This window comes from Pseudomonas sp. SA195 (genome assembly GCF_054131565.1).
Map to the genome: position 1 here is coordinate 4,217,161 of NZ_CP096392.1, position 18,429 is coordinate 4,235,589.

Consider the following 18,429-nt stretch of genomic DNA (forward strand, 5'->3'; position numbering starts at 1 on the left):
CTGCCTCAGGCCCTGCCTCTTCTTCGGTTCTTTCTCATGCGCATCCCTACGCAGATCAAACTCCGCAAGGCGTCGAAAACCCTTGAACTGGAATATGGCCCCGACGAGCGCTACAGCCTCACGGCTGAGTTCCTGCGGGTGCATTCGCCGTCCGCTGAAGTCCAGGGTCACGGGAATCCGGTGCTGCAGACCGGCAAGGTTAACGTCGCGCTCGAGGCCATCGAGCCGGCCGGGCAGTATGCGCTGAAGCTAACATTCAGCGACGGCCACGACAGCGGCCTGTACACCTGGGACTACCTGCACCACCTCGCTACGCACCAGCAGACGATGTGGGACAGTTATCTCGACGAACTGGCCAAGGCGGGCAAATCCCGTGACCCGGACATCTCGCCAGTGAAGTTGATGCTCTAGGAGCAAAACAGGAGGCTGACATGCGAATTGCCTGTCGCGTTGGCCTTCGGCGCTCCCCGGCTGTATGCCATGGCCTTCGCGACAAAACGACACGCCCCATAGCAACGCCCCGGACCTCCAGCCTTCCCGCCTCCCGCGCTTTTATCGGTTCCACCGCTTTTTAGGTTTAGAATGCCGGGCACATTCTTCCGGTGACAGTGACATGACCGATCCCCGCAAAGCGCACGACGCAGAGCCCATCACGCACTTCGGCTACAAGAACGTGCCGGAGAGCGAAAAAGCCCAGAAGGTGGCCGAAGTCTTCCATTCGGTGGCCGCCAAGTACGATTTGATGAATGACCTGATGTCCGGTGGTGTGCATCGGCTCTGGAAGCGTTTCACGATCGAGCTGTCCGGCGCACGCCATGGCAACCGCATCCTCGATATCGCCGGCGGCACGGGCGACCTGACGCGCCAGTTCTCGCGCATCGTCGGGCCGACCGGCGAGGTGGTCCTAGCGGACATCAACGCCTCGATGCTCAAGGTCGGCCGTGATCGGCTACTCGACAAAGGCGTGGCCGGCAACGTCAAGTTCGTCCAGGCCGATGCGGAAAAGCTGCCCTTTCCGGACAACCACTTCGACGTGGTCACCATCGCATTCGGCCTGCGCAACGTGACGCACAAGGAAGAGGCCATCGCCTCCATGCTGCGCGTGCTCAAGCCGGGCGGCCGGCTGCTGGTGCTGGAATTCTCCAAGCCGACCAACCCGCTGTTCTCCAAGGCCTATGACGCCTACTCGTTCAGCCTGCTGCCGATGATGGGCAAGCTGATCACCAACGACTCGGAGAGCTACCGCTACTTGGCCGAGTCGATCCGCATGCACCCGGACCAGGAAACGCTCAAGGGCATGATGGCCGACGCCGGGTTCGAGCGCGTCACCTATCACAACATGACCGGCGGCATCGTCGCCCTGCACCGCGGCATCAAACCCTGATGCTGCGCACGGCCCTGCTCGCCGCCGCCGAGCGCGGCATCAATCGCGCCCTGCGCTTGGATCCAAGTGCAATGCCGCGGCTTGCGCGGCTGTCCGGTCGAATCATCGAGATCGATTGCAGCGCACCGGCGTGGAAGCTGTTCATCCTGCCAGACGGCGAAGGCCTGCGGCTGGCAGCGGACTGGGGCAGCGAGGCCGACTGCCGACTCCGCGCACCGGCGACGAGCCTGATGCGCCTGGCCACCAGCCGCAACAAGACGGCGATCTTGCACGGACCGAACGTCGAAATCGACGGCGACAGCGGCCTCCTCATGGCCCTTGCCGAAATCCTGCAGGACCTGGAGCTGGACTGGGAATATGAAGTGTCTCGCCTGCTCGGGCCGGTCGCGACCCAGCTGCTCGGTGCCGGTGTACGTGGGCAGGCCCAATGGCTGCGCGACAGCGCCGACAGCTTGCGTCAGGACCTGGCCGACTACCTCAACGAAGAATCGCGAACCCTGGTTGGCACAGCCGAGGCGGAGACCCGCTTTGCTGAACTCGACCACCTCAAGCTCGATCTCGACCGCCTCGAGGCACGAATCGAACGGCTCGCCCACTCCTTGAATCCAGATCGATCCGAATGAAGCTGTTCGCCGCGGCACGCCGCCTGTTTCGCATCCTGCTGGTGGTGATTCGCTACCGCCTCGACGACATCATTCTCGACCTGCCAATGCCTTGGTGGCTGCGCGCAACCAGCTATCTGCTGCCCTGGCGCTGGTTACCGCGGCGGCGCACCCTGCTCTCCCGCGGCGCGCGCCTGCGCCTGGCACTGGAAGGGCTAGGGCCGATTTTCATCAAGTTCGGCCAGATCCTATCCACCCGCCGGGACCTCTTGCCGCTCGACATCGCCGAAGAACTGGCGATGCTGCAGGACCGCGTGCCGCCGTTCGACTCGGCCGTTGCCACCGCCCTAATCGAGCGCCAGCTTGGCGCCCCGGTGAGCGAGCTGTTCGCCCGTTTCGACAGCAAGCCATTGGCCTCGGCCTCTGTCGCGCAGGTGCATGCCGCCAAGCTGCGCAGCGGCGAGGAAGTGGTCGTCAAAGTCGTGCGCCCCAACCTGCGGCCGGTGATCAGTCAGGACCTGGCCTGGCTGTTCCTGCTGGCGAAGATCGCCGAACGTGCCTCCACCGAAGCCCGTCGCCTGCACTTGGTCGAGGTGGTCGACGACTACGCGAAGACCATCTATGACGAGTTGGACCTGTTGCGCGAGGCCGCCAACGCCAGCCAGCTCAAGCGCAACTTCCAGGGTTCGCCCCTGCTTTACGTGCCGCAGGTGTACTGGGACCTGTGCCGCCCGCAAGTGCTGGTCATGGAGCGCATCTATGGCGTGCCGGTGACCGACATGGCCCGCCTGGCCGAGCAGCGCACCGACATGAAACAGCTGGCCGAGCGCGGCGTGGAGATTTTTTTCACCCAGGTCTTCCGCGACAGTTTCTTCCACGCCGACATGCACCCGGGCAACATCTTCGTCAGCACGCACCAACCGTGGAACCCGCAGTACATCGCCGTGGACTTCGGCATCGTCGGCAGCCTCACGCCCGAAGATCAGGACTACCTGGCGCGCAACCTGATGGCCTTCTTCAAGCGCGACTACCGCAAGGTTGCCCAGCTGCACATCGACTCGGGTTGGGTACCAGCGGAAACCAAGGTCAATGAGTTCGAGGCAGCGATCCGTACCGTCTGCGAACCGATCTTCGAAAAGCCGCTCAAGGACATCTCCTTCGGCCAACTGTTGGTGCGCCTGTTCCAGGTCGCGCGGCGTTTCAACATGGAAGTGCAGCCGCAACTGGTGCTGCTACAGAAGACGCTGCTGAACATCGAGGGCCTTGGCCGCGAGCTCTACCCCGAGCTTGACCTCTGGGCCACCGGCCAGCCGTACCTCGAGCGGTGGATGCGCGAGCGCATGAGCCCCAAACAGATCCTGAAGAATGCGCAGGCGCAGATCGAGCAGTTGCCGCACCTGGCCGGCATGACCCGCGAACTGCTCGAGCGCATGTCCGGCCCGCATGCCAACAACCTTCCGCCACCCTGGCGCGAACACCGCGACCATTGGCCGCTGCGCCTGGTTGGCGCCGCGCTGCTGGGCGGCGGGGCTACCCTCGCGGCCTCCGCAGAAAGCCTCTCCGCGGTGGCGGCCTGGCCTGCCTGGCTGATGTTGGCGGCGGGCATCTATGTGGTGGTGCGCCGATAGCCAGCGGTCGGTCGGGCTGGCACACTGCGCGCACTGAGTGGAGAATTCGATGAACTGGCTGGACGAGATCAACTGGAACGAAGACGGCCTGGTGCCGACGATCGCCCAGGATTACCAGACCGGGCGCATCCTGATGATGGCCTGGATGAATCGCGAGGCGCTGGCACTGACCGCGGCAGAAAACCGCGCCATCTATTGGTCACGTTCGCGTGGCAAGCTGTGGCGCAAGGGCGAGGAGTCCGGGCATGTGCAAAAGCTTCATGAGCTGCGCCTGGATTGCGACGCCGACGTCATCGTGATGAGGGTCGAGCAGATCGGCGGCATCGCCTGCCACACCGGCCGCGAAAGCTGCTTCTACCGGGTGTTCGAGAACGGTGGCTGGAAAACCGTGGACGCCGTACTCAAGGACCCGCACGCAATCTATGCGGAGCATAAGCATGAGTGACACCCTCACCCGCCTGGCCGAGGTGCTGGAAGCCCGCAAGGGCGCAGCCGCCGACAGTTCCTATGTCGCCAGCCTGTACCACAAGGGGCTCAACAAGATTCTGGAAAAGGTCGGCGAGGAATCGATCGAGACCATCCTCGCCGCCAAGGACGCAGCCGCCACCGGCGATGCCCGCGACCTGATAAACGAGACCGCGGACCTGTGGTTCCACAGCCTGGTGATGCTCGCTGCGCTGGATCAGCACCCGCAAGCGGTGCTGGACGAACTGGACCGGCGGTTTGGACTCTCCGGGCTGGCGGAAAAAGCCGCCCGCCCGCAATCCTGATAATCAACATTGGAGTAACGCAGCATGGGTTTTGGTGGAATCAGCGTCTGGCAACTCCTGATCATCCTGCTCATCGTGGTCATGTTGTTCGGCACCAAGCGCCTCAAGGGCCTGGGTTCGGACCTGGGTGACGCGATCAAGGGATTCCGCAAATCGATGGGTACCGACGAGGAAAAGCCCAGCGTCGAGGAAAAGCAAAGCCATACGATCGATGCCGAGGCCCGCAAGGTCGACGATCCCGCCAAGAAGAACTGACGCGCCATGTTCGATATCGGCTTTACCGAACTGCTGCTGGTCGGCCTGATCGCGCTGTTCGTGCTGGGCCCGGAGCGCCTGCCCGGGGCCGCGCGCACGGCCGGCCTGTGGATTGGCCGAGCCAAACGCAGCTTCGCCAACATCAAGGCCGAGGTCGAACGGGAAATCGGCGCCGACGAGATACGCCGTCAGCTGCACAACGAGCGCATCCTGGACCTCGAGCGGGAAATGAAGCAGAGCATCATGCCCAGCGCGCCCACCGCCGGCAGCAGCCAGTCGCCGCAGTCGGCCACACCCCCGCCCGAGCAGAGCGAGCCTGCTACGCCTTCCGTCGAAACCAAGCCCGCCGACACGGCCCCCGTACCCCGCCCGGACAAATCGCCTGAGCCATGAGCAATACATCCATCGATGATCAGGAAATGCCGCTGGTTGCCCACCTGACGGAGCTGCGCAAGCGTCTGTTGCGCTGCGTGGGTGCCATCCTGGTCCTCTTCGCCGGACTGTTCTACTTCTCACAGCAAATCTACGCACTGGTCGCTGCGCCCTTGCGCGCCTACCTGCCCGAAGGCGCGACGATGATCGCGACCGGCGTGGCCTCGCCGTTCCTCACGCCGTTCAAGCTGACCATGATGGTCGCGCTGTTCCTGTCGATGCCGGTGATCCTTTACCAGATCTGGGGGTTCATCGCGCCCGGCCTGTACAAGCACGAGAAGCGCATCGCCGTGCCCCTGCTGATTTCCAGCATTTTCCTGTTCTACGGCGGCATGGCTTTCGCCTACTTCGTGGTGTTCCCGATCATGTTCGGCTTCTTCGCCAGCGTGACGCCCGAAGGCGTGGCAATGATGACGGACATCGGGCAGTACCTGGATTTCGTGTTGACGCTGTTCTTCGCCTTCGGCGTGGCATTCGAGATTCCCGTGGCGACCTTCCTGCTGATCTGGGTCGGCATTGCGGACGTCACCACGCTGCGCAAGAGCCGCCCCTACGTGGTGGTTGGCTGCTTTGTCGTCGGCATGGTGCTGACACCTCCGGACGTCTTCTCGCAGGCACTGCTGGCAATCCCGATGTGGCTGCTGTTCGAAGCTGGGGTCATCGCCGGTAGCATGGTCGATAAACGCGAGGCCGAGTTCCGCGGCGATGCCGAGGGCGATCAACCACAGCCCGGCGACCAGCCACCCGCGCCGCGCCCGTGAATCTACTGCTATTGGAGGCGGCCGACCTGGTCGCCGCCGATCGTGCCGTGGTGCGCGACCGCCGCCTCACGCATATCCAAGAAGTCCACCGCGCCGAAGCGGGCGAAACCCTGCGTATCGGTCTTCTGGGCGGAGCCATAGGCACCGGCCGGCTGCTGCGCTTGACGCCTGACGAAGCCGAGCTGGCGATCGAGCTGGACCGAGCGCCGCCGGCGAAACTACCGATCACCCTGTTGCTGGCCCTGCCGCGGCCGAAAATGCTGCGCCGGGTGTTGCAGACCGTTGCCGCCATGGGCGTGCCCAGGCTCGTGCTGCTCAATAGCTATCGCGTGGAAAAGAGCTTCTGGCAGACGCCCTTTCTCGAGCCTCTTGCGATTCGCGAGCAGTTGCTGCTCGGCCTCGAGCAGGCACGCGATACGCTGCTACCGGAAGTGACGCTCGAGAAACGGTTCAAGCCCTTCGTCGAGGACCGCCTCCCCGCGTTGGCCGCCGGGACTCGCGGCTTGGTCGGGCATCCAGGTGATCATCCCCTTTGCCCCCGCGCGCTCGATGAACCCGTCACATTGGCAATCGGTCCGGAAGGTGGCTGGATTCCCTACGAAGTAGATAAACTCGCCGCCGCCGGGCTGCAACCGGTGCAGCTCGGCGAGCGCATCCTGCGCGTCGAGACGGCAGTCAGCGCGCTATTGGCCCGATTGTTCTAAGCGCAGGTCGTCACCTGCCGATGAACGTGATGCACGCCTCCGGACCAGGCCTGTCAGAAGTCCTGAATCCTTAACGAGCAGTAGCCGCCATGCGACCTCTGACCATCGACCTCCACCGACTGGAATATGCGCTGGACAACCGCGACGCCAGCGAGCACTACCTCGACCTGGAATCCGGCCAAATCCGCGCGGTGTTTCCCGGCGACTCACCGCCCGGTGCCAATGAGAAATATGACGTGCAGGACGACCGTTACCTGCATATCGAGCCGCTTGCGCTGGCCCAATCGATCGCCATGCGTGAGGCCTTCCTGTTCACGATTCACGACCCCAACGCCCACGCGGTGCTGAGCCATGCGCTGCAGGGGCGCAAGCCGTTGCGTACCTTCGACTTCAAATTGGAAGACTTTCCCGACGCGCGCCAGGCCTGGCAGGACTACCAGGCGGTGCAGCTACGCGAATACGCCATCACCTGGCTGCATGACAACGGGCTGGAACCGTCGAAACGCTGAAGCCGGCCCCTCAGCTCTCCAGCAGAAAGGTCACCGGACCGTCATTTTGCAAAAACACCTGCATGTCCGCGCCGAAGCGACCACAGGCCACCTGCGGATGCAGCAACCGAGCCTGTGCCAACAGATAGTCGTACAGCGCCTCGCCCACGGCGGGCGGCGCCGCGCTGGAAAAGCTCGGGCGCAGGCCGCTGCCTGTATCGGCGGCCAAGGTGAACTGAGATACCAGCAACAGCCCGCCGCCGGCATCGGTCAATGAGCGGTTCATCTTGCCCTGCTCGTCGCTGAAGACTCGATAACGCAGCAGCTTGTGCAGCAGCTTGTCCGCACGCGCCTGATCATCCTCACGCTCGACACCCACCAGCACCAGCAAGCCTTGGTCGATGGCGCCAACCACCTCACCGGCGACCTCGACCCGTGCCTGACGTACGCGTTGGATCAGCGCCTTCATCAGGCTTCCTCGGGCGGCAGGTCGAGGAGCCGCTGGGCAATGTCCGCCGCCGCGCGAACCAGCGCGTCGCAGATGCCCGGCTCCGAGGCCGAGTGTCCGGCTTCTCGTATGATTTGCAGTTCGCTATTGGGCCAGGCCTCGTGCAGCTCCCAGGCATTTTCCAGCGGGCAGATCACGTCGTAGCGGCCGTGCACGATGATGGCCGGCAGGTGCGCGATCTTGTGTATGTCTCGCAATAGCTGGTTTGGCTCGAGGAAGGCGTCGTTGACGAAGTAATGGCATTCGATCCGCGCCATCGCCAAGGCACGATGGGTATCGGAGAAGCGATCGACAACCTGGGTATTCGGCCGCAGCGTCGCCGTGCGACCTTCCCAGCAAGACCAGGCCTTGGCGGCGTGCATCTGTGCGATCTGGTCGGTGCCGGTGAGGCGTTTGTAATACGCCTTCATCAAGTCGCCGCGCTCTTCGGGCGGGATCGGTGCGAGGTAATCCTGCCAGTAGTCGGGAAAGATCCGGCTGGCACCTTCTTGATAAAACCAGCTCAGCTCCTGCGGCCGGCAAAGGAATACGCCGCGCAGGATCAGCGCATGGACGCGCTCGGGATAGGCCTGAGCGTAAGCCAGCGAGAGCGTCGAACCCCAGGAGCCACCGAACAGCACCCATTTGTCGATGCCCAGGTGCTCGCGGATGCGCTCCATGTCGGCAATCAGGTGGGCCGTGGTGTTATTTTCCAGACTCGCGTGAGGTGTCGAGCGACCACAGCCGCGCTGGTCGAAGGTGACGATGCGATACAGCGTAGGATCGAAGAAGCGCCGGCTCAGCGCATCGCAGCCACCACCCGGGCCACCGTGTACGAACACAACGGGAAGACCGTCCGGAGATCCACTTTCGTCGACGTAGAGAACATGCGGTACCTCGACCGCCAGTTCATGCCGGGCGTAGGGTTTGATCTCCGGGTACAAGGTCTGCATGGCACACTCCATGGTCGGTACGAGGGGCGCTGGTCGCCTGACAGTCCCGGCATCATAACGAGGATTCGTGAGGTTCGGCATGCCCATATGGAAATTAGCAGTATTGACTACCCTGGCCGCGCTGGCGCTCTGGGGTTGCGGTCGTGACGACCCTCAAGGGGCGCTCGAAGCAGCAGCGCAATCGCTGCAGGACAGCATCGAGAAAAAGGACACCGGCGCGCTGATGGAGCGAATCCATACCGACTTCAAGGCCAACCAGCAGCTCGACCGGGACTGGGTCAAGCGCACCGCTACGCTGATGTTCCTTCGTAACCGCAACGTGGAGGTCATCGCGCTGGGCAACCGCAGCTGGATCGACCCCAGCTATGCCGACAAGGGCTACACCGAGGCACAGGTCACCATGACGGGCGCCGAAGGCCTGTTGCCGGAGCGCCTCGGCCATTACGAAGTCGAACTGGAGTGGTGGAAGGAAGACGGCGAATGGCAGCTCGCTCGCCTGAGCTGGAAGTAGCCCCGCTCAACGTCCGTACCGCTGGGCTTGGCTGAAAACGCTTCGCTGGCGAACACGACGCCGTCTATAGCTAGCCGGGGCCCGCCGGAGCCGTGGCGTCGTTATGGACCGCCTACCGTCCGCCACGCTGGCGGAGCGATTGCCAGCAATTGCCCCGATTTAGCCAAAGGCACCCCTTACGTCGATTCACCGCGCCAGATCAGCTCACCGGTGTCGAAGCCGCGCTCGCGGGCGATGTCGAGCAACTTGTCCCGCTTATCCGCCTCGAGCTGCTCATCGCGCGACAGCAACCAGAGGTAATCCCGATCAGGGCTGCCGACTAGCGCCACGCTGTAGTCCTCGTCGAGATAGAGAATCCAGTAGTGCCCCTTGGTCAGGCTCGGGAAAAGGTTGCTGAACCAGTTATCGAAACGCACCCAGAGCCGATCGGTGCGCCCCGGCTCCTGGGGTACCGCTTCACCAGTCGCCTGCTCCCACCCGCCGTCCTTCGTTTCGCAGCGGTTGGTCACGGCCACGCTGCCATCCTGCTTCAGGTCGTAGTGCGCCTCCGAGCGCACACAGTTGCGCTGGAAGAACATCGGCAGCCGCGCCTGTTCGTACCAGGTACCTTCATAGCGCTGCAGGTCGACCTGCCCGACCGTTTCCGGCGCATTCTCGGGTTCAGAACTGGCGCAACCGGCCAGCAAGACGGCGGAGAACAACAGGATCAGTGCTCGCATCGAAATTTCCTCACTTGAGGCCTTGGCCGGAAAACATCATCACCTTGTCGCCTGCGAATTGAATGCTGATGAATCGATTCTTCTGTCCCCAGGTACAGCTGGACATACCCAGGGCGCCCGCACACTCACCCGGCTTGCCGAGCAATTCCTCGACCTCCGCCCGCGACATGCCGGCTTTCAACTGGGCGAAATTTTCCTGGGTGACCGGGCTGCAGGCGGCCAGCAGCGCGACGGTGGGGATCAGCAACAGGTGACGAAACGACATGACGGGTTCCTTCTGGTCATGGTCGGCCGCGCATGGCCGTCCATCGGGTTATGCACGTTAGGGGCTGCAAGCATGGGGAGGTTCCGTGCCACCCGAGCTTACCGCAGGGCCATGCACAGCCGCGCCATGCAAGCCAACTAGAAGCGCGAGCCCGGCTCGGCGAGAAAGGCCAGCTCCGCCTCGCTCGAAGCGCGGCCGAGGATCTCGTTGCGATGCGGGAAGCGGCCGAAGCGGGCAATGACCTGGCGGTGGCGTTCGGCATAGTCGAGAAAACCGGCAAACAGTGCCTGCTCGTTGGGCGCGGCAATGGCTACCAGCGTCTGGAACTGCTGGACCGCCTGGTCTTGCAGCCCGAGCTGCTCGGCATGTTCGAGCACGAGATAGATGAACACACGCTGCAGCGGCGCCAGCAGGACGTCACCCCCGTGAGCCATGCCATCGCGCACCAGTTGCTGGGCTCGTTCATCACCGGCGAAGGCTTGCGGCGTGCCGCGGTGGATCATGCGTGGCAACTGGTCTAGCAAGAGGATGAGCGCAAGCCAACCTTCCGGGGTCTCGGCCCAATCGGCGAGCTCGCCGGCCATCGCCTGCGCGACCCAATCGCCGAAACGGTCACGCGCTTCGGCGTCTTGCTCAGCCTTGTAGCCAAACCAGAGCCGCTGCTTGGCATCGGCGACATCCCGCGCCGTTGCGCCCTCGCCAAACCACCAATGCAACAGGTCGTGCCAGGGCGCTTGCATCGGTCAGCCCTGGTGGTAACCGGTGGCGCGCTCGACTTCTTCCTTGGAACCAAGGAAGACCGGTACGCGCTGGTGCAACGATTCGGGCTGGATGTCGAGAATGCGCTGGGTGCCGTTGGTGGCGGCCCCGCCTGCCTGTTCAATGATGAAGGACATCGGGTTGGCTTCGTACATCAGGCGCAGTTTGCCGGGTTTGCCGGGCTCGCGCGCATCCTTCGGGTACATGAAAATGCCGCCACGGGTCAGGATGCGATGCACGTCGGCCACCATCGAGGCGATCCAGCGCATGTTGTAATTTTTTCCCAGCGGGCCCTCAGCACCGGCGAGCAGCTCGCTGACGTAGCGCTTGACCGGCTCTTCCCAGTGACGCTGGTTGGACATGTTGATAGCGAATTCGGCGGTGGATTCCGGCACCCGCAGGTTCTCGTGGGTGAGGACGAAGCTGCCCAGCTCACGGTCGAGGGTGAAGCCCATGACGCCGTTGCCAAGGGTCAGCATCAACATGGTCTGCGGGCCGTAGATTGCGTATCCGGCCGCTACTTGCTTGGTGCCCGGCTGCAGGAACGCTTCCTCGCCGAGCGCATCGTTCTGGGTAAAGCACTCACCGGGGCAGCGCAGCACCGAGAAGATGGTGCCGACAGAAACGTTGACATCGATGTTGCTGGAGCCATCCAGCGGGTCGAACACGAGCAGGTAGGCGCCCTTCGGGTACTTGCCGGGGATCTGGTAGGCGTTGTCCATTTCCTCGGAGGCCATGCCGGCCAGGTGGCCGCCCCATTCGTTGGCCTCAAGAAGGATTTCGTTGGACAGGACGTCGAGCTTCTTCTGCACCTCGCCCTGGATGTTCTCGGTCTCGGTCGCGCCCAGCACGCCGCCAAGGGCGCCCTTGGACACGGCGTGGCTGATCTCCTTGCACGCTCGAGCCACTACCTCGATAAGGAAGCGCAGATCCGCAGGGGTGTTGTTGCTGCGGGTCTGCTCGATCAGGTAGCGACTCAGGGTTACGCGTGACATGGGGATGGCTCCGGAGGATGAAAAAACCCGCGCAGTTTAGCAGGCCAGGGGGAAACTAACCTTCCCTCAGACCCGCCAATCCGCCGCTGGTTCAGCGAAGCGGCAAAGTGCCTGCACGCTCCACCAGCCGCTGTTTTCCGGCGCCTTTTTCGCTACCTCCATGCGGCGCGTCAGAGCACCTTCCAGATATCCTCGGCGTACTCGCGAATGGTCCGGTCCGAGGAGAACCAGCCGGTGCGCGCGGTGTTCAGCACGGCCGAACGCCACCAGCTGTCGGCATCGCGCCAGCGCGCCTCGACGTCCAGCTGCGCCTTCCAATAGGCCTCGAAATCGGCACAGACCATGAAGGTGTCGTGCCACTTGAGCCCGTCGATCAGCGCGGTGTAACGCGCCGGATCGTCGGCCGAGAAGGCGCCGTTGCGTATCGCCATCAACACTTCGTTGAGCCGTGGGGACTCGATGATGGTGGCCTCAGCGTTGTACTCGTTGGCCTGCTTGCGCGCCTCCACCTCCTGAGCCGTCATGCCGAAGATGAACATGTGTTCGGTACCGATCTGCTCAGCCATCTCCACATTGGCGCCATCGAGGGTGCCGATGGTCAGCGCGCCGTTGAGGGCGAACTTCATGTTGCTGGTCCCGGAGGCCTCGAGGCCGGCCGTGGAGATCTGCTCGGACAGGTCCGCCGCCGGGATGATGCGCTCGGCCAGGCTGACGTTGTAGTTCGGCAGGAACACCACCTTCAGCAGCCCACGCACCGTTGGGTCGTCATTGATGGTTCGCGCGATGTCGTTGGTGAGTTTGATGATCAGCTTGGCGGTGTGATAGCTGGCGGCTGCCTTGCCGGCGAAGATCTTCACCCGCGGCACCCAGTGGCCCCCCGGGTCGGAGCGGATCGCCTGGTACAGCGCAACGGTATGCAGCAGGTTGAGCAACTGCCGCTTGTACTCGTGGATGCGTTTGACATGCACGTCGAACAAGGCGTTGGGGTCGATGCTGATGCCCAACCGTTCCTGGATCATGCGCGCCAGCAATTGCTTGTTGTGCCGCCGCTGCGCCGCGAAGCGGGCGCGGAAGTCGGCCTGGTCGGCGAATGGCTCGAGCTGGCGCAGCAGGGTTTCCGGCGTGTCGAGCAATTCCTCGCCAACATGCTCGACCAACAGCTGCGTCAGCTGTGGATTGGACTGATAGAGCCAGCGGCGGAAGGTGATGCCGTTGGTCTTGTTACTGATGCGCTTGGGGTACAGCGAATGCAGGTCGGTAAAGACCGTTTCACGCATCAGCCCGGTATGCAGCGCCGAGACGCCGTTGACGCAGTGCGAGCCCAGGAAGGCCAGATTACCCATGCGCACGCGACGACCGTGGTCTTCCTGGATCAGCGACACCGAGCGCAGCAGATTAAGGTCATGGATGCCGCGCTCGCGCAGCGCATCGAGATGCTGGGCGTTGATCAGATAGATGATCTGCATGTGACGCGGCAGCAGGCGCTCCATCAACCCAACCGGCCAGGTTTCCAGCGCCTCGGGCAGCAGGGTGTGGTTGGTATAGGACAGGGTGCCGACGGTCAACTCCCAGGCCTTGCGCCAGGGGATGTCATTGACATCCACCAACAGGCGCATCAGCTCGGCGACCGCAATAGCCGGGTGGGTGTCGTTGAGCTGAATGGCCGCGAACTCCGGCAGATTCAGCAGCGTACCGCGCTGGTCCAGATGACGGCGTAGCAGGTCCTGCAGCGATGCGGCCACGAAGAAGTACTCTTGCCGCAGGCGAAGCTCCTGGCCGGCCTCGGTGCTATCAGCCGGATAGAGCACACGCGAGATGCTCTCGGCACGCGCTTCTTCGGCTACAGCGCCGATGTGGTCACCGGCGTTGAAGCGTTCCAGGTGGAAGTCCGCCTCTGCGCGGGCCCGCCACAGCCGCAAGGTGTTGACGCTCGCACCGCGCCAGCCCACCACCGGGGTGTCGTACGCGATGGCGCGTACGCCTTCCGCCCAATGCCAAAAATGCTTGGGCTGTTCCTGGCTCGACCCGTCCTGAGGCATCGCTACGACATGCCCGCCAAAGCCGATCAGGTAGCTCACTTCCGGGCGCTCGAATTCCCAGGGGTTGCCGAAGTTGAGCCAGGTTTCGGTCTGCTCGTGCTGCCAGCCATCAACGATGGCCTGGCGGAACAGGCCGTGGTCGTAGCGGATGCCATAGCCGTGCGAGGCGATGCCCAGGGTTGCCATGCTTTCCATGAAGCAGGCCGCCAACCGACCGAGGCCGCCATTGCCGAGCGCGGCGTCGGGCTCGAGCAGGCGAATGCGCTCGAAATCGACGTCCACACCTGCCAACGCCTCGCGTGCCACATCGAGCAAGCCGAGGTTGCTCAGGCTGTCGGTCAACAGGCGGCCAATCAGGAATTCGAGCGAGAGGTAATAGACGCGCTTCTTACCTTCGCGGTAGCCCTCACGCGTGCGGTCCATCCATTGATCGATCATGCGATCGCGCGTCGCCAGTGCCACCGCCTCGAACCAGTCGTGGTCGGACGCATGCTCCGGGTCTTTGCCGATCGAATAGGTCAGCTTGCTGATCACGCTTTCACGGAAAGCCGATACCTCGTCAGCAGCAACGTTGGTTGGTTCTTGCGTCATGGACAGACCTCGTGGAACAGGAGGATAGATGAGGGGTTCATGGCAGCGCCGGACTCACCGGCAAACGGCAATACAGACAGGTTTGCAGGTTTCGACCGACTTTGCGTGACCGTCTGTCCGTCGTTCGACTCGTCGGATTCGCTGGAAATTCCACGGCGGCTCGTTATGATCGCGCGCCCGCCCGTCCCGATGCCGCCAATGTGAAGACTCGCCTGATCGCCTCTGCCGACCCCGACCGCCTTGAAACCTGGGCCCGCTACAGCAATGGCTTGTGCCGGGACTGCCGTGCAACCTGCTGTACGCTGCCGGTCGAAGTGCGGATCGACGACCTCATACGCCTCGGCGTGGTCGATGCATTCGAGCGGGACGAACCCCCCAAGCAGGTTGCACGGCGCCTGCAAAAGGCCGGCGTCGTCGAGCACTTCAACCAGAAGCGCGAGGTCTTCACACTGACCCGCCTGGCCAACAACGACTGCCTCTACCTGGATCGTACGTCTCGTTTGTGCACGGTCTATGCCAAGCGGCCGGACACCTGCCGCAACCATCCCCAGATCGGTCCGCGACCGGGTTATTGCGCCTACCAGCAGAAAGCGACGTCACGCTGAAGGACCCGGCTGGCGCGGTCGCGACCACGCTCGACGGTCGCAAAAAAGCGATGCCTGAAACTGGCAATCTCGTGACTCAGCAGTCATGCTTGGCGTCTGCCTGTATCCGCAAACGTTAGGAATCTACCCGGCATGAGCCGCGATAGCCGCTATCTGGAAGCCATCCTGCATCACGACATTCCCCTGACCCGGGCCATGGGCCTGCGTGTAGAGAGCTGGGAGAACCACGAGCTGCGCCTGAAGGTACCGCTGCAAGCGAACATCAATCACAAGAGCAGCATGTTCGGCGGTAGCCTCTACTGCGCCTCAGTGCTGGCGGGTTGGGGCTGGCTGCACCTGCGGTTGCGCGAGGCGGGCATCGAGGACGGGCACATCGTTATCCACGAGGGGCAGATCGAATATCCCCTGCCAGTCGTGGATGACGCTACGGCCATCTGCCCCGCCCCGGATGAAGGCGCATGGGAGCGATTCGAAACCATCTATCGCCGTCGTGGCCGCTCGCGCCTCACGCTGCAGAGCCGCATTCTTGCCGCCGATGGCCGGGACGCCGTGCGCTTCACTGGCCAATTCGTGCTGCACAAATAAGTCGCGCCATGGCGGCCTGCCGCAAACCAGTGCGTCAGGCGCCCAGGCGGCCCTACCCGCTACAAGACGCAAGGCACCGGGCCGGCACCTTGCGTCACGACATCAAACGTAACGCGACTTCGGCGTAGCCATCGGCAGCGGGCCATCGCCAATCAACCGAAATTCGCCCTTCGAGGCGTCGTACGCGCGTATCTCACTGGTGCCGATGTTGTACACCCAGCCGTGGATGAACAGCTGACCGCTGGCCAGGCGCGCCGCCACCGACGGATGGGTACGCAGGTGATCGAGCTGAGCCAGGACGTTTTCCTCGGTCAGCACGCCCAACGTATTGTGATCGGCGCAGCCGCAGTTCTCTTCGACCACCGTGCGCGCAACCTCGGCGTGGCGCAGCCAACTGCGTACGGTCGGCATGCCGTCCAGACTCGAAGGGTTCAGCACCGCCTTCATCGCGCCGCAGTCGGAGTGGCCGCACACAATGATGTGCTGGACGCCGAGTGCCATCACGGCGAACTCGATGGCGGTCGATACGCCGCCATTCATGATGCCGTAGGGCGGCACGATATTGCCCACGTTGCGGGTCACGAACAGGTCGCCTGGCGAGCTCTGCGTGATCAGCTCCGGCAGGATGCGCGAGTCCGCACAGGTGATGAACATGGCCCGCGGGGTCTGTTCGTTGGCCAGCTTGCTGAACAGCTCTCGTTGCTGGGGATAAATCTCTTCGCGAAACTGCATGACGCCCGCGATCAGGTTGTCGAGCGCCTCCTGCGCCGTCTCGCTCTTCTTTTCTTCAAGGCTCATAACGCGTTCTCTTCTCGTTTTAATTGGGGTTTCGACGCTGTACCGCTCGCGTACGGCACTGCGAAGCTGTGACAGCGCGTAACGGCCCGAGGCCACATCTCTGTCAGAAGATAGACCAGCCAATCCGCTGCGAAAGCATCTCGAGCGCCGCCATGCCGATCAGCGAATTGCCGGCCTGGTTCAGCTCAGGCGACCAGACGCATACGGAAAAGCGCCCCGGCACCACGGCGACGATGCCGCCACCGACGCCACTTTTTCCGGGTAGCCCGACGCGGTAGGCAAAGTTGCCGGCCTCATCATAGAGACCGCTGGTCGCCATGATGGCGTTCACCTGCTTGGCCTGGCGCGGGCTCAGCACCGGCTCCCCCCCGGCGAGGCAGGCGCCGTCCCGCGCCAGAAAACCGAACGCCCGCGCCAGGTCAACGCAGCTCATGCGTAGCGCGCAATGATGGAAATAGCTGCGCAGCACGGCCTCGACGTCATTGTGAAAGTTGCCGAAGGACTGCATCAGATAAGCCATCGCCGCGTTGCGCGCGCGGTGCTGATACTCCGACTCGGCGACGACTGAATCGGAGACGATCAATGGGTTGTCCGCCAGGTGCCTGACGAAATCGCGCATCGACAGCGCCGGCACGGCGAAGCGCGACTGGTTGATATCGCAAATCACCAGTGCCCCCGCATTGATGAAGGGATTGCGCGGCTTACCGCGCTCGAACTCCAGCTGCACCAGGGAGTTGAACGGCTGCCCGGACGGCTCGTGCCCCAGCCGATCCCACAGCGATTCGCCGCAATGCTTGATCGCCTGGACCAGGCTGAACACCTTGGAAATGCTCTGAATGGAAAACGGCGTCTTCGCGTCACCCGCGTGGAACAATTCGCCATCAGCACTGTAGACGGCGATCCCGAGCTGGTTCGCCGGCACGTCCGCCAATGCAGGAATGTAGCTAGCCACCTTGCCCTGACCGAGCAGCGGCCGGACGTCTTCGAGTATTTCGTTCAACAGGTTCTGCATGCAGGTCTCGTCGTGAAAAAACACGGGATGCCGGTCGGACCAGTCCATCATTGGAGCCACGGCGGCGGATGCGTTAGCCAATAGACGCCGGTCGCTTCGACCCCATCACAGCGGCCACCAGGCCTACACTCACACAGCGCCGGCCGTTGCGCTGCGCGCATAAGCGGGCTGACGAGCGAACCATGTGCGACCGCCAACGCAACACTCACTAACGTCATTGCGAAGGGCTCCGGTATATTGCCGCCCGCTTCACGGGGCACGGCCTGTGCCTCGGGCGTCACGACAAGGAACGAAAACAGATGAAACTCAAACGTGCGGCGGGCCTGCTGGCGCTCGCGATAGCGGTCAGCGGGTGCTCTACCGCGACCTATTTCAAGCTGCCCGAAAACAGCAAAGTGTCGGTCTATGAGCGGCCGCAGCAATACCCTCAAGGACTGGTCAAGACGCGTCCATTCTTCTGGACGGCAGCTGGCGGTATTCCCTACAAGCTGAGCAGCGACAACGGCGAACTGCTGCAGCAGGGTAAGTTGCGCGCGCGCTTTCGCGTCGCGTCCATTTTCTGGCCGCCAGGCGGCATCATCTATTGGCCGATGGGGTTCGGTCAGCGCTGTTATGACCTGACCGGTGCCGAACCGCTCACCTGCACCCAGGGCGACCTGAAAGCCCTCCGCAGTCAGCGCCGTCTCGACCGCTAGCCCAATCGACACATCGTCTCGGCATGCGCCGGGGCGATGTCCGACCGAGCCACGCCCCGCCTTACCCGCTATTGCCACGTGCAACTGGTTAGAACTTTTCCGGCCGCAGCACTTCGACGTCTACGAGATAACAGACCATAGCGAAGTTGTCGTAGTAGCGAACCTGCAGATGTTCGGCGATGCGCTCGGCGAGTTCGCGGTTGCAGATGATCTCCAGCCGGATATTGCTCTCGGTGTCCCATTCGGCGCTGCGCACGCCGCGGCTGCCTCGCCCGCGCGCTTCGGATAGGGTCCAGCCGGGTGCGCCGAGATGGTCGAGATCGGCAAGCAGCTTCTTTTCCAGTGCGGCTTCGCAAATCACGGTAAGCAGCGTTCGGGTAGCAGTCGTCAT

25 protein-coding genes are annotated in these 18,429 nt (G+C 63.2%); 15 read left to right on the top strand and 10 right to left on the bottom strand.

The genetic code is table 11. The features are described from left to right. The first annotated feature begins 36 nt into the window (after positions 1–36). From M1D78_RS19745 to M1D78_RS19795, 11 genes are all read left to right on the top strand, one after another. Positions 37–411 (top strand): gamma-butyrobetaine hydroxylase family protein, encoded by a 375-nt coding sequence (locus M1D78_RS19745; RefSeq protein ID WP_437421648.1) that lies wholly within the window; start codon positions 37–39, stop codon positions 409–411. A 202-nt stretch (positions 412–613) separates the two neighbouring features. Continuing rightward, on the top strand, positions 614–1,384 hold the full coding sequence (gene ubiE, locus M1D78_RS19750; protein ID WP_437421649.1) for a bifunctional demethylmenaquinone methyltransferase/2-methoxy-6-polyprenyl-1,4-benzoquinol methylase UbiE: 771 nt from the start codon (positions 614–616) through the stop codon (positions 1,382–1,384). Next, entirely contained in the window at positions 1,384–2,007 is a 624-nt protein-coding gene (locus tag M1D78_RS19755) for a ubiquinone biosynthesis accessory factor UbiJ (RefSeq protein ID WP_437421650.1), read from the top strand. Before ubiE ends, M1D78_RS19755 begins: the two co-directional genes overlap by 1 nt. Next, positions 2,004–3,614, top strand: coding sequence for a ubiquinone biosynthesis regulatory protein kinase UbiB (gene ubiB / locus M1D78_RS19760; protein WP_437421651.1), 1,611 nt, complete (start codon positions 2,004–2,006; stop codon positions 3,612–3,614). Before M1D78_RS19755 ends, ubiB begins: the two co-directional genes overlap by 4 nt. A gap of 49 nt (positions 3,615–3,663) precedes the next feature. Beyond that, on the top strand, positions 3,664–4,059 hold the full coding sequence (gene hisI / locus M1D78_RS19765) for a phosphoribosyl-AMP cyclohydrolase (protein WP_437421652.1): 396 nt from the start codon (positions 3,664–3,666) through the stop codon (positions 4,057–4,059). Beyond that, positions 4,052–4,384, top strand: a complete 333-nt coding sequence (locus M1D78_RS19770) for a phosphoribosyl-ATP diphosphatase (RefSeq protein WP_437421653.1) — start codon at positions 4,052–4,054, stop codon at positions 4,382–4,384. The genes hisI and M1D78_RS19770 overlap by 8 nt, the downstream gene beginning before the upstream one ends. A 24-nt stretch (positions 4,385–4,408) precedes the next feature. Beyond that, complete coding sequence (gene tatA / locus M1D78_RS19775) at positions 4,409–4,639, top strand: twin-arginine translocase TatA/TatE family subunit (protein ID WP_437421654.1); 231 nt, start codon at positions 4,409–4,411, stop codon at positions 4,637–4,639. Between the two features lie 6 nt (positions 4,640–4,645). Continuing rightward, positions 4,646–5,032 (top strand): Sec-independent protein translocase protein TatB, encoded by a 387-nt coding sequence (tatB, locus tag M1D78_RS19780; protein ID WP_437421655.1) that lies wholly within the window; start codon positions 4,646–4,648, stop codon positions 5,030–5,032. After that, complete coding sequence (gene tatC, locus M1D78_RS19785; RefSeq protein WP_437421656.1) at positions 5,029–5,832, top strand: twin-arginine translocase subunit TatC; 804 nt, start codon at positions 5,029–5,031, stop codon at positions 5,830–5,832. The genes tatB and tatC overlap by 4 nt, the downstream gene beginning before the upstream one ends. Further along, positions 5,829–6,536, top strand: coding sequence for a 16S rRNA (uracil(1498)-N(3))-methyltransferase (locus tag M1D78_RS19790; RefSeq protein ID WP_437421657.1), 708 nt, complete (start codon positions 5,829–5,831; stop codon positions 6,534–6,536). Before tatC ends, M1D78_RS19790 begins: the two co-directional genes overlap by 4 nt. Positions 6,537–6,625: 89 nt before the next feature. Continuing rightward, positions 6,626–7,045 carry a UPF0158 family protein gene (locus M1D78_RS19795; protein WP_437421658.1) on the top strand — a complete coding sequence of 140 codons (420 nt, stop codon included), beginning with the start codon at positions 6,626–6,628 and terminating at the stop codon, positions 7,043–7,045. A 10-nt stretch (positions 7,046–7,055) separates the two neighbouring features. Here the strand turns inward: M1D78_RS19795 and dtd are convergent, their stop codons facing one another. Further along, positions 7,056–7,493 (bottom strand): D-aminoacyl-tRNA deacylase, encoded by a 438-nt coding sequence (dtd, locus tag M1D78_RS19800; RefSeq protein WP_437421659.1) that lies wholly within the window; start codon positions 7,491–7,493, stop codon positions 7,056–7,058. Further along, a complete protein-coding gene (gene pip / locus M1D78_RS19805; RefSeq protein ID WP_437421660.1) occupies positions 7,493–8,464 on the bottom strand; it encodes a prolyl aminopeptidase in 972 nt (323 codons plus the stop codon). Before pip ends, dtd begins: the two co-directional genes overlap by 1 nt. Before the next feature lie 79 nt (positions 8,465–8,543). On the opposite strand from pip, the gene M1D78_RS19810 reads away from it, so the two are divergent. Continuing rightward, a complete protein-coding gene (locus tag M1D78_RS19810) occupies positions 8,544–8,975 on the top strand; it encodes a hypothetical protein (RefSeq protein ID WP_437421661.1) in 432 nt (143 codons plus the stop codon). Between the two features lie 176 nt (positions 8,976–9,151). On the opposite strand, the gene M1D78_RS19815 is transcribed toward M1D78_RS19810, so the two are convergent. From M1D78_RS19815 to M1D78_RS19835, 5 genes are all read right to left on the bottom strand, one after another. Then, positions 9,152–9,694 (bottom strand): lipocalin family protein, encoded by a 543-nt coding sequence (locus M1D78_RS19815; protein WP_437421662.1) that lies wholly within the window; start codon positions 9,692–9,694, stop codon positions 9,152–9,154. Positions 9,695–9,704: 10 nt separating this feature from the next. After that, a complete protein-coding gene (gene bamE / locus M1D78_RS19820) occupies positions 9,705–9,959 on the bottom strand; it encodes an outer membrane protein assembly factor BamE domain-containing protein (protein ID WP_437421663.1) in 255 nt (84 codons plus the stop codon). A gap of 137 nt (positions 9,960–10,096) precedes the next feature. After that, positions 10,097–10,699 carry a DUF924 family protein gene (locus M1D78_RS19825; RefSeq protein WP_437421664.1) on the bottom strand — a complete coding sequence of 201 codons (603 nt, stop codon included), beginning with the start codon at positions 10,697–10,699 and terminating at the stop codon, positions 10,097–10,099. A gap of 3 nt (positions 10,700–10,702) precedes the next feature. After that, positions 10,703–11,713, bottom strand: a complete 1,011-nt coding sequence (locus M1D78_RS19830; RefSeq protein WP_437421665.1) for a class 1 fructose-bisphosphatase — start codon at positions 11,711–11,713, stop codon at positions 10,703–10,705. 170 nt (positions 11,714–11,883) lie between these two features. Beyond that, positions 11,884–14,343: a glycogen/starch/alpha-glucan phosphorylase gene (locus tag M1D78_RS19835; RefSeq protein ID WP_437421666.1), complete on the bottom strand. Its 2,460-nt coding sequence runs from the start codon at positions 14,341–14,343 to the stop codon at positions 11,884–11,886. 200 nt (positions 14,344–14,543) lie between these two features. Between M1D78_RS19835 and M1D78_RS19840 the strand changes: the two genes are divergently transcribed. Next, positions 14,544–14,948, top strand: coding sequence for a YkgJ family cysteine cluster protein (locus M1D78_RS19840; protein ID WP_437421667.1), 405 nt, complete (start codon positions 14,544–14,546; stop codon positions 14,946–14,948). Between the two features lie 132 nt (positions 14,949–15,080). Continuing rightward, a complete protein-coding gene (locus M1D78_RS19845) occupies positions 15,081–15,533 on the top strand; it encodes a thioesterase domain-containing protein (RefSeq protein WP_437421668.1) in 453 nt (150 codons plus the stop codon). A gap of 102 nt (positions 15,534–15,635) precedes the next feature. On the opposite strand, the gene M1D78_RS19850 is transcribed toward M1D78_RS19845, so the two are convergent. Together M1D78_RS19850 and glsB are read right to left on the bottom strand one after the other, a co-directional pair. Continuing rightward, on the bottom strand, positions 15,636–16,331 hold the full coding sequence (locus M1D78_RS19850) for a carbonic anhydrase (RefSeq protein WP_437421669.1): 696 nt from the start codon (positions 16,329–16,331) through the stop codon (positions 15,636–15,638). Between the two features lie 103 nt (positions 16,332–16,434). Further along, the gene (glsB, locus tag M1D78_RS19855; RefSeq protein ID WP_437421670.1) at positions 16,435–17,343 is read right to left on the bottom strand and encodes a glutaminase B; all 909 of its coding nucleotides are present in this window, start codon (positions 17,341–17,343) and stop codon (positions 16,435–16,437) included. Positions 17,344–17,642: 299 nt separating this feature from the next. On the opposite strand from glsB, the gene M1D78_RS19860 reads away from it, so the two are divergent. Further along, positions 17,643–18,038, top strand: a complete 396-nt coding sequence (locus M1D78_RS19860) for a hypothetical protein (protein ID WP_437421671.1) — start codon at positions 17,643–17,645, stop codon at positions 18,036–18,038. Between the two features lie 88 nt (positions 18,039–18,126). Here the strand turns inward: M1D78_RS19860 and M1D78_RS19865 are convergent, their stop codons facing one another. Then, on the bottom strand, positions 18,127–18,429 hold the full coding sequence (locus M1D78_RS19865) for a P-II family nitrogen regulator (protein WP_437421672.1): 303 nt from the start codon (positions 18,427–18,429) through the stop codon (positions 18,127–18,129).

Bases quoted from the DNA above. Each gene is read 5' to 3' on its own strand.
- dtd (WP_437421659.1), bottom strand. From the start codon at position 7,493: ATGAAGGCGCTGATCCAACGCGTACGTCAGGCACGGGTCGAGGTCGCC.
- M1D78_RS19755 (WP_437421650.1), top strand. From the start codon at position 1,384: ATGCTGCGCACGGCCCTGCTCGCCGCCGCCGAGCGCGGCATCAATCGC.
- M1D78_RS19745 (WP_437421648.1), top strand. From the start codon at position 37: ATGCGCATCCCTACGCAGATCAAACTCCGCAAGGCGTCGAAAACCCTT.
- hisI (WP_437421652.1), top strand. From the start codon at position 3,664: ATGAACTGGCTGGACGAGATCAACTGGAACGAAGACGGCCTGGTGCCG.
- M1D78_RS19810 (WP_437421661.1), top strand. From the start codon at position 8,544: ATGCCCATATGGAAATTAGCAGTATTGACTACCCTGGCCGCGCTGGCG.
- tatB (WP_437421655.1), top strand. From the start codon at position 4,646: ATGTTCGATATCGGCTTTACCGAACTGCTGCTGGTCGGCCTGATCGCG.
- bamE (WP_437421663.1), bottom strand. From the start codon at position 9,959: ATGTCGTTTCGTCACCTGTTGCTGATCCCCACCGTCGCGCTGCTGGCC.
- M1D78_RS19830 (WP_437421665.1), bottom strand. From the start codon at position 11,713: ATGTCACGCGTAACCCTGAGTCGCTACCTGATCGAGCAGACCCGCAGC.
- M1D78_RS19795 (WP_437421658.1), top strand. From the start codon at position 6,626: ATGCGACCTCTGACCATCGACCTCCACCGACTGGAATATGCGCTGGAC.
- M1D78_RS19825 (WP_437421664.1), bottom strand. From the start codon at position 10,699: ATGCAAGCGCCCTGGCACGACCTGTTGCATTGGTGGTTTGGCGAGGGC.
- tatC (WP_437421656.1), top strand. From the start codon at position 5,029: ATGAGCAATACATCCATCGATGATCAGGAAATGCCGCTGGTTGCCCAC.
- M1D78_RS19865 (WP_437421672.1), bottom strand. From the start codon at position 18,429: ATGACGACTGCTACCCGAACGCTGCTTACCGTGATTTGCGAAGCCGCA.
- M1D78_RS19850 (WP_437421669.1), bottom strand. From the start codon at position 16,331: ATGAGCCTTGAAGAAAAGAAGAGCGAGACGGCGCAGGAGGCGCTCGAC.
- ubiE (WP_437421649.1), top strand. From the start codon at position 614: ATGACCGATCCCCGCAAAGCGCACGACGCAGAGCCCATCACGCACTTC.
- M1D78_RS19770 (WP_437421653.1), top strand. From the start codon at position 4,052: ATGAGTGACACCCTCACCCGCCTGGCCGAGGTGCTGGAAGCCCGCAAG.
- glsB (WP_437421670.1), bottom strand. From the start codon at position 17,343: ATGCAGAACCTGTTGAACGAAATACTCGAAGACGTCCGGCCGCTGCTC.
- ubiB (WP_437421651.1), top strand. From the start codon at position 2,004: ATGAAGCTGTTCGCCGCGGCACGCCGCCTGTTTCGCATCCTGCTGGTG.
- tatA (WP_437421654.1), top strand. From the start codon at position 4,409: ATGGGTTTTGGTGGAATCAGCGTCTGGCAACTCCTGATCATCCTGCTC.
- M1D78_RS19845 (WP_437421668.1), top strand. From the start codon at position 15,081: ATGAGCCGCGATAGCCGCTATCTGGAAGCCATCCTGCATCACGACATT.
- M1D78_RS19815 (WP_437421662.1), bottom strand. From the start codon at position 9,694: ATGCGAGCACTGATCCTGTTGTTCTCCGCCGTCTTGCTGGCCGGTTGC.
- M1D78_RS19860 (WP_437421671.1), top strand. From the start codon at position 17,643: ATGAAACTCAAACGTGCGGCGGGCCTGCTGGCGCTCGCGATAGCGGTC.
- pip (WP_437421660.1), bottom strand. From the start codon at position 8,464: ATGCAGACCTTGTACCCGGAGATCAAACCCTACGCCCGGCATGAACTG.
- M1D78_RS19835 (WP_437421666.1), bottom strand. From the start codon at position 14,343: ATGACGCAAGAACCAACCAACGTTGCTGCTGACGAGGTATCGGCTTTC.